The sequence below is a fragment of the Geobacillus lituanicus genome, assembly GCF_050994965.1.
GTDB lineage: Bacteria > Bacillota > Bacilli > Bacillales > Anoxybacillaceae > Geobacillus > Geobacillus stearothermophilus.
The window spans coordinates 1,596,995-1,609,416 of sequence record NZ_CP194773.1 but is presented as its reverse complement, the minus strand read 5'-3'; the positions used below and the strand labels follow the sequence as shown (position 1 = coordinate 1,609,416).

The following is a 12,422-nucleotide window of genomic DNA, read 5'->3' as shown; positions in this document are numbered from 1 at the left end:
GGTTCACTACGGGTGTTGTCAATCACTAGTTATAGAACCATTTTCAGGAATTAATATCGTAAGCGCTTTCGGACTCTCATCCCTCATCTTGAAGTGATGATATTGTATTCCATTTTTTTACACCCAACCACCATCCCGGAGCGCCGACAACGCTTGATGGATCGGCGTCCCGGATGACCGCTGCAGACACGGTAGATTCTGACGCACCACATCTGCCCATAACCGTCCGGCCTTCCGTTTGGCCTGTTCGATCCGCTTGGACTTTGTTGAGGCCGAGACGGCCGACTGGGGCTCTTGCTCCTCCCACCGTCCCTTTCTCCACCCGATCCCGTCGATTCGGGCCGCCATCGCCCTCAGAAACGCCCGAAGCCCTTGGTCTTTCCAGCTGCGGCGGGATTTCACCCGATGCGCAAACCGGCTCATCACGCTCTCGGCGTGGCCCATCGGACGCATGCCGGTCGTCTCCACCCCTTGCTCCGACAGCCACTCCCGATAGTCCCGGATGCATCCCGGCATCGACTCGATCCGGCGAATCAAGGCGGCCAGCTGTTGTTCTTTGCCTTCGTCCTCCAACGTGCCGACCGCGCTGTTCAGCTCCACGAGAAGCCCCTCTTCGTCTTGTTTCGCCAGCTTCTTCCGCACCTCCCGCCAACGCGGATGGCCGGACAGACACTGACGCAGCTCCCGCGCCACATGAAATCGATCCAGCTGAAAGCACGCCCGCTTCCCAAAATACTCCCGGCAGGCTGTGATCCACGACGCCGCGTCGCCGTTGATGATCAAAAGGTCCCGGCACGGGTCATAGGCATATTCGTTCATCAGCCACTCCTCAAACCGTTCCCACACGTCTCCCGCCCCTTCATGGAGGTAGTGGCGCCGGTTCACGAGCTCGAGCTGCGAACCGTTTCGTTTCCATCCCTCGTGAACCGCCAGGATTTTCTCTTCTTTCGCCCGTTTCCCTTTCCCCTGGCGGGAAATGAACAGCCCATCCGCCTCCACAAACAGCACTCGGCCGTGCCGTTGGGAAACAGGGTGGTGCAGCGAGACAGGGGCCTCCAGCACCAGTTGGCGAATCGCCTCGTGGCTCATGACCGCATACCCCACGATCGACTCCAACGTACGGGCCGCTTTGCGGTAGGAAGAGCACTCTACGGCCAACTCGACCGCCGTTTCCTCGAGGCAAGGACTGATCGATCGGGCCCCATCAAAGCCTAATTCGGCATCCAGCAAGAAGGTATAGTTCCCCGTTTGCCGGTCATAGTAGTAGTTCCGTCGAAACGTCACTTCTCCAAACAGCGTTTGGATCGTAGTCGGCCGTTTGTCTTTCAGCTGATACCGGCGCTTGTCCCGCGCTTCCGCCAGTTGTTGATCAATCTCCTCCAAAAGGGCCGCCAACAAGACAGCGAACACCTTTTGAAGAGTTCTGACTAATTGTTCCTCCAGCTCTTTTAATAAAGGCCATTCTGTGGTAAGATGTTTCATGGACTCTCTCCCTCCTGTTTTATGGATGTTGGTCATCACCATCATAGCAGGGAGAGAGTCCTTTTTGCATGACATTTGCTTTTTTCTACCGCGCTTCGCTTGGTGGCCCCGACGAGCGTCGCGAACAAAAGTTCGCAACCCTCGTCGGGGAATCATTCCTGAATGTCACCCACAAATATTTTACTCACACTTGTTCCTCCAGCTCTTTTAATAAAGGCCATTCTGTGGTAAGATGTTTCATGGACTCTCTCCCTCCTGTTTTATGGATGTTGGTCATCACCATCATAGCAGGGAGAGAGTCCTTTTTGCATGACATTTGCTTTTTTCTACCGCGCTTCGCTTGGTGGCCCCGACGAGCGTCGCGAACAAAAGTTCGCAACCCTCGTCGGGGAATCATTCCTGAATGTCACCCACAAATATTTTACTCACACAAATAGAAAAATTGACCAAGAAACAGCGGGAAAAACGTTACGGGGAGGAGGATTTTTGCTAAAATAAAAGTAAAAAACAGAGCAGGGGCTGATCCAACAGTGAATGATCTCAATCTCTTTTTAGCGTTCGGCGCCGGGTTTTTGTCGTTTATTTCCCCGTGCTGCCTGCCGCTTTATCCGGCGTTTTTGTCTTATATTACCGGCGTGTCGGTCAGCGAGCTGAAAGAAGAAAACGCCATGCTCAATCGCCGCAGTTTATGGCATACGCTTTGCTTCTTGCTAGGATTCTCGCTCATTTTTATCTCCCTCGGCTTCGGGACATCGTTTCTCGGCCGGCTGTTTGCCGATTATCAAGATGTGATCCGGCAAATCGGCGCGGTCGTGATCGTCGCCCTCGGCCTTGTTGTCGCCGGGCTGTGGAAGCCGGCGTTTTTGCTGAAAGACCGGCGCATTTCGTTTCGTGAGCGGCCGTCCGGCTATTTCGGCTCGGCGCTGATCGGCATGGCGTTCGCCGCCGGCTGGACGCCGTGCATGGGGCCGATTTTGGTGGCGGTCATCGCTTTGGCTGCCGCGAACCCGGGCTCGGGGATGATGTATATGCTCGCGTATACGCTCGGCTTTGCCGTTCCGTTTTTCATTCTCTCGTTTTTTATCGGCAAACTGCAATGGATCCGCCGCCATAGCGCCCCTATCATGAAAGCGGGCGGGTATGTCATGGTGGCGATGGGAGTTGTTCTTTATTTTGACTGGATGACGAAGCTGATCGCTTATACGACGAGCTTGTTTGGCGGGTTTACTGGTTTTTAGCGGCGATGGAGCCGCCCTTTGTGCGGCTGTTGTTGGAGGAATATCGTTGAGGAGAGGGCGATGGAAAGATGGCTGCCATTTTAATTGCTGACGATGCGAAGTTTATGCGGGTAACGCTGGCGCGCGTACTGGAAAAAACGGATCACACCGTAGCCGGTGAGGCGGAAAACGGCAAAGAGGCGGTCGAGCTGTATCGCCGGCTGCGCCCCGATCTTGTCATCATGGACATTACGATGCCGGTCATGAATGGGATTGAAGCGGTGCGGGCGATTAAGGAGATCGATCCCGGGGCGAAAATCATCATCTGCTCGGCGCTCGGGCAGCAGCGCATGGTTGTTGAGGCGATCGAAGCCGGCGCTTCCGACTTTATCGTCAAGCCGTTCGAAGAAAATCGCGTGCTCGAGGCGGTCGCCCGTCTTTGTAAGTAAAATGGCGCCGGCGTCAGCGCGCCCTCTTCCTTAAATAAAGCGCAGGTACGCAGGGAAAGGTGTGAGTAAAATATTTGTGGGTGACATTCAGGAATGATTCCCCGACGAGGGTTGCGAACTTTTGTTCGCGACGCTCGTCGGGGCCACCAAGCGAAGCGCGGTAGAAAAAAGCAAATGTCATGCAAAAAGGACTCTCTCCCTGCTATGATGGTGATGACCAACATCCATAAAACAGGAGGGAGAGAGTCCATGAAACATCTTACCACAGAATGGCCTTTATTAAAAGAGCTGGAGGAACAATTAGTCAGAACTCTTCAAAAGGTGTTCGCTGTCTTGTTGGCGGCCCTTTTGGAGGAGATTGATCAACAACTGGCGGAAGCGCGGGACAAGCGCCGGTATCAGCTGAAAGACAAACGGCCGACTACGATCCAAACGCTGTTTGGAGAAGTGACGTTTCGACGGAACTACTACTATGACCGGCAAACGGGGAACTATACCTTCTTGCTGGATGCCGAATTAGGCTTTGATGGGGCCCGATCGATCAGTCCTTGCCTCGAGGAAACGGCGGTCGAGTTGGCCGTAGAGTGCTCTTCCTACCGCAAAGCGGCCCGTACGTTGGAGTCGATCGTGGGGTATGCGGTCATGAGCCACGAGGCGATTCGCCAACTGGTGCTGGAGGCCCCTGTCTCGCTGCACCACCCTGTTTCCCAACGGCACGGCCGAGTGCTGTTTGTGGAGGCGGATGGGCTGTTCATTTCCCGCCAGGGGAAAGGGAAACGGGCGAAAGAAGAGAAAATCCTGGCGGTTCACGAGGGATGGAAACGAAACGGTTCGCAGCTCGAGCTCGTGAACCGGCGCCACTACCTCCATGAAGGGGCGGGAGACGTGTGGGAACGGTTTGAGGAGTGGCTGATGAACGAATATGCCTATGACCCGTGCCGGGACCTTTTGATCATCAACGGCGACGCGGCGTCGTGGATCACAGCCTGCCGGGAGTATTTTGGGAAGCGGGCGTGCTTTCAGCTGGATCGATTTCATGTGGCGCGGGAGCTGCGTCAGTGTCTGTCCGGCCATCCGCGTTGGCGGGAGGTGCGGAAGAAGCTGGCGAAACAAGACGAAGAGGGGCTTCTCGTGGAGCTGAACAGCGCGGTCGGCACGTTGGAGGACGAAGGCAAAGAACAACAGCTGGCCGCCTTGATTCGCCGGATCGAGTCGATGCCGGGATGCATCCGGGACTATCGGGAGTGGCTGTCGGAGCAAGGGGTGGAGACGACCGGCATGCGTCCGATGGGCCACGCCGAGAGCGTGATGAGCCGGTTTGCGCATCGGGTGAAATCCCGCCGCAGCTGGAAAGACCAAGGGCTTCGGGCGTTTCTGAGGGCGATGGCGGCCCGAATCGACGGGATCGGGTGGAGAAAGGGACGGTGGGAGGAGCAAGAGCCCCAGTCGGCCGTCTCGGCCTCAACAAAGTCCAAGCGGATCGAACAGGCCAAACGGAAGGCCGGACGGTTATGGGCAGATGTGGTGCGTCAGAATCTACCGTGTCTGCAGCGGTCATCCGGGACGCCGATCCATCAAGCGTTGTCGGCGCTCCGGGATGGTGGTTGGGTGTAAAAAAAATGGAATACAATATCATCACTTCAAGATGAGGGATGAGAGTCCGAAAGCGCTTACGATATTAATTCCTGAAAATGGTTCTATAACTAGTGATTGACAACACCCGTAGTGAACCGAAAAAATGTTCTCCACAAAGTCTTGACTGACTCTTTCTATTTTCCATTTTTGCATTCATTGGTAAAATAATATAAAATACAGTACACGATACTTCATGAAAAGGACGGTTTATTCGTGCCAAAATGCAATCTGTTGACCTTAATCGAACAAAAGCGGATGGAACTTGTCGACACCGTAGCCAAAACGGGTTTAAACTCTGAAGCCGCAATGAAAGTAAGCAAAGAACTCGACACGCTGCTCAACGCCTATCAGCGCGAACAAGTACGACAACGAAAACAAAGCGCCTCCCGCTAAACGGGAAACGGCGCTTTTTCTTTTCGGCACGCCCCCGCCGCCTGCGCAAGCGGTCATCTCATCTCATGGCGGGCGAACAGTCCGTTCTTTGGATGTTGCGCTTGGACATCGACGAGGCCGTTTTGCAGCAAGTACATTTGGTAGTAAAGCCCTTTTTGCGCCAGCAGTTGCTGATGCGTACCGCGCTCGATGATTTCGCCGCGGTGGAGGACGAAAATTTGATCAGCGTCTTGAATCGTTGATAGACGGTGGGCGATGGCGATCGTCGTCCGCCCTTTCCGCATGCGCATGAGCGCATCTTGAATCGCTTCCTCTGTTTCGGTGTCAATATGGGCGGTCGCCTCATCGAGCACCAAAATTTTCGGATCAGCAGCGATCGTGCGAGCAAAGGAAAGAAGCTGGCGCTGACCGCTTGATAACGTCGCCCCGCGCTCGGCGAGCACATGGTCGTAGCCGCCGGGCAATTGCTCAATAAACGCATCGGCCTGCACGAGCCGAGCGGCCTCCTTAATGGCTTCGTCGTCCAGTTCCTGATTATACATGCGAATGTTCTCTTTGACCGTCCCGTAAAACAAAAACGGATCTTGCAAGACAAGGCCGAGGCGGCGGCGCAGCTCGGCGCGCGAGTAATCGCGGATCGACCGGCCGTCAAGCAAAATATCGCCGCGGTCAAACTCATAAAAGCGCATGAGCAAGTTGATGATCGAACTTTTGCCGCTGCCAGTATGGCCGACAAACGCGACCGTCTGACCTGGACGGATGACAAACGACAGCCGTTTCAGCACATCCCGTTTGCCGTCGTAGGAAAAGCTGACATCCCGAAATTCGATTTCCCCGCGCTCGATCACATGCGGCGACCGATTTGGATTGGCCGGCGCCTCTTCTTGATGATCAAGAAGGGCAAACACGCGAGAGGCGGAAACGATCGCCTGCTGGTAAAGAGACAGGCGCATCATCATTTGCGTCACCGGTTCGAAAAAGCGCTCCAAATAGTTGACAAACGCATACAGCACGCCGATCTCAACTGGGCCATCAAGCGCCGTGATGCCAAAAAAGCTGAGCACGACCATGATCGACAACATATACACCACATCGATCGCCGGTCGAAGCAGCAGTCCATCAAGGTGGATGTTTTTCATCCCCGCCTTGTAATGCGCTTCATTGACGGCGGCAAACTCTTGATATAAACGGCGCTGCTGGCGGAACGCTTGAATGACGGCCATTCCTTGCAGCGATTCGTTCAATTTGGCGTTCAGTTCGCTCAGCCGTTCGCGCATCTCTTGATAAAACACTGAGCTGTAGCGGCGGTATGTGTGCATGATGAACGCGATCGCCGGGAGGATGAACAGGCAAAACAACGCAAGCTTAGCATCAAGCGAAAACATAGCGACAAACACGCCGATGACAAACAAGCCGTTTTGCACAAAGGCTGCTAGGACGCTGATGAACATGTCCTTGATCGCTTCTGTATCGTTCGTCACCCGCGAAACGATGCTTCCGCCCGGCGTCCGGTCAAAATAGCTCATCCCGAGCCGGTGCACTTTCGCAAACACATCCATCCGCAGCGCTTGAATGACGTACAAAGCGAGCCGCTGAAACTCGACAAGCTGGAAGTAGGAAATGATCGTTTTCAAGACGAGCACGCCGAGATAGGCGGCCGCCAGCGCCGCCACCGGTCCAAAAGCGAGGCGGCCCGGCACCAAATAGTCATCAATGAACACTTTCACCAAATACGGGCCGGAAAGCTCCCCGGCCGTTGCCAACAGAAGAAGCGCAAACGCAAGCGCAGTTTCTTTTTTGTATCTTCCCATATAAGCGAGCAGCCGCCATAAGACGCGCCGCTGCTCTTTTGTTGTCAACCATCGGTCGTTCATCCACTTCCCCCTATCTTACAAACAACTTGTATTTTCAGGTTTTTCGCTCCGCTCGTTTTCGGCGAGAGCTCGAACGTTCAGACCTGTTGTTACTCCGCAAGCGCCTCAAGCTGCTGGCGTCGGTGCATGTCACGATACCAGCCGCCTTCTGCCATCAGCTGCTCGTGCGTTCCGGCCTGCACAATTCGCCCCCCGTCAAGGACGAGAATCCAATCGGCATGCTCAACCGCGCTTAAACGGTGAGCGGCGATGATCGTCGTTTTTCCGCGCCGCTCCTGTTTGAGCGCCGCTAAAATCCGCGCCTCGGTCTTCGCATCCACGGCCGACAACGCGTCATCAAAAATGAGCACTTCCGGGTCAATGAGAAGCGCCCGGGCGATTGACAGCCGCTGTTTTTGCCCACCGGATAGGGAAACGCCGCGCTCTCCGATGACCGTCTCATACCCGTCGGGAAACTGCAAAATGTCATCATGAATGTCGGCCAGCCGCGCCGCCCGTACGACCTCGTCCTCTCCGGCTTCCGGCTTGGCAAAGGCGATGTTGTCGCGGATGGAGGCAGAAAACAAGAAATGGTCTTGCGGCACGTAGCCGATCGCCGAACGGAGCGCGAAAAGCGTATAATCGCGGATGTCGCGGCCGCCGAAGCGAATCTCGCCGTCATAGCCGTCAAACTCGCGCAGCAGCAGGCGAAGCAGCGTCGTTTTTCCCGCCCCCGTTTTGCCGACGACGCCAAGCGTCGCCCCACGCTTGAGCTGAAAACGAATGCCCCGAAGCGCCGGCTTCGCCTCCCCCGGATAGGCAAATTGACGAACATCATACTCAATGTCGCCTTGCGGAGCGATGTGAAGGGCATCCGGACGTTCGTTGATTTCATCTTGTTCAGCCAACAGCGCCCGCACCCGGTCGTACGAAGCACGCCCTCGCTCAACAATGTTAAACAGCCAGCCGAACGCCAACATCGGCCAAATCAGCAGGCCAAGGTAGGTCGTAAACGACACAAGCTCGCCGATCGTCAATTCGCCCGCCAAAACCATTTGGCTGCCAAACGCCACAGCGAGAAAAAATGACAGCCCAACAAGCAGCCCGATCGTCGGATCAAACAAGGCGTCAATTTTGGCGACGGCAACGTTTTTCGCCACGACGTCTTCCGATTGACGGCGAAACGCCTCGACATCGTGTTCCTCATAGCCGAACGCCTTGATGACGCGGATGCCGTTGACGCTTTCCTGCACCTTGTCGTTCAGCGACGAAAACGCCGCTTGCGCCGTTAAAAACCGTTCATGCAGCATCGCCCCATACCGGCTTGTCGCCCATGCCATCACCGGCAGCGGCAGCAGGCTGATCAACGTCAGCTTCCAGCTGATCGATATCGCCATCGTCGCCAGGACAAACCCGCCGAGCGTCACCGAGTCGACGAGCGTTAAGATGCCGCTTCCCGCCGTTTGTTGAATCGCCTGCAAATCATTGGTCGCATGGGCCATTAAATCCCCGATCCGCTTCCGCTGGTAAAACGACGGCGACATGTTCGTAAAATGCTGATACAGCTCGTTGCGCAGCTGGCGGGCAAGCTTGACCGCCGAACCGAAAATGAAAATGCGCCAAGCGTAGCGGAGCCCGTAAAGCGCCGCCGCAACGGCGGCGAGGACGGCGATCCAGCGGATGAGCACTTCTTTTGTCATCGTGCCGTTTTTCATATGATCGACCAACAAGCCGATCACTTTCGGCGGGACTGTCTCCAAAAACGCCACGATGACAAGCACGAAAATGCCGGTGATATACGCCTTCTTTTCTTGGCGGAAAAACCAAAACAAATCGCGAAACACGCGCATAAGGCCCGCCCTCCTTTCATTTGGCTGACGAACAATCGCCATATTATTGTAACAAAACTAGAAAAATTTTGAAAGAACATTTTGGCAAAATAAAAAGACACTCTCGATCGAGTGTCCGTTTCGCTTATTTCAGTTGATTGTTCATCATTTTCATCATCTGGTTGATTTTCTTCTGCGACGGAGTCATGCCCATTTGCATCATCATCATCCGGATCATCTGCTCATTGATCGGCGGATTTTTCTTTAAATAATTGATCATCGTTTTGCGGGCGATGAAAAACCCGATCGCCATACCGGCGATGAGCGCCAGCACACCAACGAGAATCGTACCCCACATACAGCGCTTTTCCTCCTTCTTGTTGTCTCCCTAACAGTGTACTAAACGATGCGCCATTAGACAATATTCCGCAGCAAAAATCTTCGTCTTACGCGAATTTTCTTCCTTGCGCCGGCGCAGACAGCCAATAGTAGTCGGCAAAATCAGCGGCGACCGCCAAAAACGACGGCGCTACTTTGGCGAGCGCGCGGCCGATCTCCGCCGCAAGCGGCGCGCTGTCGGCGGCAAGGAGAAGGCGGCGTTTTTGCACGACAAGCAGCGCCTCATCCCCGGAATCGTTTTGCAAAATAAACATATTGCGCTCCAAATTTTTGCCGACTCGGCCATAGAAATATTGCCGCAAGCCTAATTCAAGGCGCGAGAACGACAACCGCTCGGTAATGAACTCGACTTGTTTGCGGCAAATCGCCTTCAGCGGCGCTTTCGCGTATTGATGCTCACGAAGCAGTTCGACAATCTTTTCCGTCTGATGGCGGTAATGCGCCGCCACCTCGTCATTTAACAAATAAATCCAATAGCGGACCACGTCCCATCCCCCATTCTCGTTCGTCTTATCTTTATTATAGAAAGACAAGAGGGAAAAATATGTCTATTAACGGCAATTTTTTTCACTAACATTGTCGATTTTTGTTTGCGATGGCCATGCGGCCGCGAACAGGCCGACACGTCACGAGCAAGCCTTTGATTCTCGATTCCCCCCGAAAATACGTGACCAAGGTGCAGCCATCTTTCCCAAAAACAAGCTGCCCCTGCAACAACGCAAGGGCAGCTTTCCCGATTACTTGCCGAGCAATGCTTTCACGCGGCGGACGACGTTGTCAACCGTAAAGCCATACTCGGCCATGATTTTCTCTCTCGGAGCGGAAGCACCGAATCGGTCGATGGCCAAAATGTCGCCATCCGCGCCGACGTAGCGCTCCCAACCGAGCGACGCGCCCATTTCAATGGCGAGCCGCTTCGTCACGGCCGGCGGAAGCACTTCATCGCGGTACGATTTTGGCTGCGCTTCGAAGCGGTCCCACGATGGCATGCTGATGACGGAGACATGGATGCCCTCAGCGGCAAGCGCTTCTTGCGCTTTGACGGCCAGACCGACTTCCGAGCCAGTCGCCAACAACAGCGCCTCCGGAGCGCCGTTTTTCGCCGGTGAAACGACGTACGCACCTTTTTTCACGCCTTCATACGCCAACTCAGCTGTTGCCGCCAACGTCGGCACATCTTGACGCGTCAAGACGAGCGCAGTCGGCTTGTCCGTCGATTCGAGCGCCAGCCGCCATGCTGCCGCCGTTTCGTTTGCGTCAGCCGGACGGATGACTGACAAGTTCGGCATCGCCCGAAGCGAAGCGAGATGTTCGATCGGCTCGTGCGTCGGCCCGTCTTCGCCGACGGCGATGCTGTCGTGCGTCAAGACGTAGATGACCGGCAAGCCCATCAGCGCCGCCAAGCGGATCGCCGGACGCAAATAGTCAGAGAACACGAAGAACGTGCCTCCGAACACTTTCAACCCGCCGTGAAGCGCCATGCCGTTCAGCGCCGCCCCCATGGCAAACTCGCGCACGCCAAACCAAATGTTGCGCCCTTCGTAGCTGTCCGGCAAGAAGTTGCCGCCGCCTTTGATGAGCGTTTTATTCGAGCTTGCCAAGTCCGCCGAACCGCCAAACAATTGCGGCACCGCTTTGGCGATGGCGTTGATCACTTCCCCGGACGATGAGCGGGTCGCCAGGCTTTTGCCCGCTTCATACACCGGCAGCGCCGCCTCCCAGCCATCCGGAAGCTTCCCTTCAATCGCCCGCTTCAGCTCGGCGGCCAGCTCCGGATGCGCCCGTTCGTACGCGGCGAACTGTTCGTTCCATTCCGCTTCTTTTTTCGCACCGGCCTCTTGCACCGTTTCTCGGAAATGGGCATATACTTCTTCCGGTACATAAAAATCTTCAGCAAACGTCCAGCGGTACGCTTCCTTCGTCAGCTTCGCCTCTTGGGCGCCGAGCGGAGCGCCGTGGACGCCGGACGTGCCCGCTTTATTTGGCGCGCCGTAGCCAATCGTCGTTTTCACTTCGATGAGCGTCGGCCGGTCAAGGTCCGCCCGCGCCTCCTCGAGCGCTTTGGCGATTTCTTCGATGTTGTTGCCATCGTCGACGCGCAAATATTGCCAGCCGTACGCTTGGAAACGTTGGGCGACGTTTTCCGAGAACGACAGGTTGAGCTCCCCGTCCAGCGAAATGTCGTTCGAGTCATACAGGACGATCAGACGGCCGAGCTTCAAGTGGCCGGCGAGTGACGCAGCTTCGCTCGCCACTCCTTCCATCAAATCGCCGTCGCCGCAAATGGCGTACGTATAATGATTGATGATCTCAAACCCGTCGCGGTTGTATGTAGCAGCCAAATGCCGTTCCGCCATGGCCATGCCGACCGCCATCGCAATCCCTTGGCCGAGCGGGCCGGTCGTCGCTTCCACGCCCGGCGTATGGCCGTATTCCGGATGGCCCGGCGTTTTGCTTCCCCATTGACGGAATTGTTTCAAATCATCCATCGATACGTCGTAGCCGCTTAAATGAAGCAAGCTGTACAATAACATCGACCCGTGCCCGGCTGACAAGACAAACCGGTCGCGGTTGAACCAGTTTGGATTCGCCGGGTTATGATTCATAAATTTCGTCCAAAGCGTGTACGCCATCGGCGCCGCGCCCATCGGCATGCCCGGGTGCCCGGATTTCGCTTTTTCGATCGCGTCAATCGACAGCGTTCGAATGGTGGTAATCGCTAATTCTTCGATCGAATGCGCCATTGTTTTCCTCCCTTTCATCAACATGGTGTCATCTACTATCATATAGAAAATCGAACGGCTTGTACAACGTTATTTTCCGGGCCCCTCTTCCGACCGTTTAATGGAGGCGCCGCCGCTGACTTTCCTTCAATTTTTGCGGCGTCACGTCGTGGCCGTTTGGGTCGATGACCGTCACCGTATGAAGCATATCGGTCATCGCCTTGCGAAACGCTTGAATGTATTCCCGGCGCAGCTTCGCCTGTTCCAGCGTCTCCTCGGCCGACAAGCCGCCGGTTTTCGCTTTTTTCGCCAGTTCATTAATGCGGGCCAATTTATGTTTGGCAAGCATGAGTCATCTTCCCCTATCTGCCATGGTATCGTTTTGTTTTATCTTATCCGATGAAACGGGAAGATGGCAACGATGGCGCTCGCCCGCCTTCGT

Annotated in this window: 11 protein-coding genes; 4 read left to right on the top strand and 7 right to left on the bottom strand. The window is 55.2% G+C overall.

Annotation, left to right across the window (positions count from 1 at the left end):
- Positions 1–117 precede the first annotated feature (117 nt).
- Complete coding sequence (locus ACR1UW_RS08115; protein WP_498932867.1) at positions 118–1,482, bottom strand: ISLre2 family transposase; 1,365 nt, start codon at positions 1,480–1,482, stop codon at positions 118–120.
- A 530-nt stretch (positions 1,483–2,012) separates the two neighbouring features.
- Between ACR1UW_RS08115 and ACR1UW_RS08110 the strand changes: the two genes are divergently transcribed.
- The 4 genes from ACR1UW_RS08110 to ACR1UW_RS08095 all read left to right on the top strand — a co-directional run bounded on the left by ACR1UW_RS08110 (position 2,013) and on the right by ACR1UW_RS08095 (position 5,176).
- Positions 2,013–2,720, top strand: a complete 708-nt coding sequence (locus ACR1UW_RS08110) for a cytochrome c biogenesis protein CcdA (RefSeq protein WP_055357904.1) — start codon at positions 2,013–2,015, stop codon at positions 2,718–2,720.
- Positions 2,721–2,788: 68 nt separating this feature from the next.
- Positions 2,789–3,148 carry a response regulator gene (locus ACR1UW_RS08105; RefSeq protein ID WP_498935223.1) on the top strand — a complete coding sequence of 120 codons (360 nt, stop codon included), beginning with the start codon at positions 2,789–2,791 and terminating at the stop codon, positions 3,146–3,148.
- Between the two features lie 249 nt (positions 3,149–3,397).
- Positions 3,398–4,762, top strand: a complete 1,365-nt coding sequence (locus ACR1UW_RS08100; RefSeq protein ID WP_498932867.1) for an ISLre2 family transposase — start codon at positions 3,398–3,400, stop codon at positions 4,760–4,762.
- Between the two features lie 234 nt (positions 4,763–4,996).
- Entirely contained in the window at positions 4,997–5,176 is a 180-nt protein-coding gene (locus tag ACR1UW_RS08095; RefSeq protein ID WP_033017305.1) for an aspartyl-phosphate phosphatase Spo0E family protein, read from the top strand.
- A 53-nt stretch (positions 5,177–5,229) separates the two neighbouring features.
- Here ACR1UW_RS08095 and ACR1UW_RS08090 read toward each other — a convergent pair whose 3' ends face one another.
- From ACR1UW_RS08090 to ACR1UW_RS08065, 6 genes are all read right to left on the bottom strand, one after another.
- Positions 5,230–7,050 (bottom strand): ABC transporter ATP-binding protein, encoded by a 1,821-nt coding sequence (locus ACR1UW_RS08090; RefSeq protein ID WP_498935221.1) that lies wholly within the window; start codon positions 7,048–7,050, stop codon positions 5,230–5,232.
- Positions 7,051–7,139: 89 nt separating this feature from the next.
- Positions 7,140–8,879: an ABC transporter transmembrane domain-containing protein gene (locus ACR1UW_RS08085; protein ID WP_033010342.1), complete on the bottom strand. Its 1,740-nt coding sequence runs from the start codon at positions 8,877–8,879 to the stop codon at positions 7,140–7,142.
- 124 nt (positions 8,880–9,003) lie between these two features.
- Positions 9,004–9,216 (bottom strand): YneF family protein, encoded by a 213-nt coding sequence (locus ACR1UW_RS08080; RefSeq protein ID WP_063330732.1) that lies wholly within the window; start codon positions 9,214–9,216, stop codon positions 9,004–9,006.
- An 88-nt stretch (positions 9,217–9,304) separates the two neighbouring features.
- Positions 9,305–9,742 (bottom strand): sporulation inhibitor of replication protein SirA, encoded by a 438-nt coding sequence (sirA, locus tag ACR1UW_RS08075; protein ID WP_289667460.1) that lies wholly within the window; start codon positions 9,740–9,742, stop codon positions 9,305–9,307.
- 252 nt (positions 9,743–9,994) lie between these two features.
- Positions 9,995–12,001 (bottom strand): transketolase, encoded by a 2,007-nt coding sequence (tkt, locus tag ACR1UW_RS08070; RefSeq protein WP_498935218.1) that lies wholly within the window; start codon positions 11,999–12,001, stop codon positions 9,995–9,997.
- 97 nt (positions 12,002–12,098) lie between these two features.
- Complete coding sequence (locus ACR1UW_RS08065; protein WP_100658930.1) at positions 12,099–12,329, bottom strand: DUF896 domain-containing protein; 231 nt, start codon at positions 12,327–12,329, stop codon at positions 12,099–12,101.
- Between the last annotated feature and the right edge of the window lie 93 nt (positions 12,330–12,422).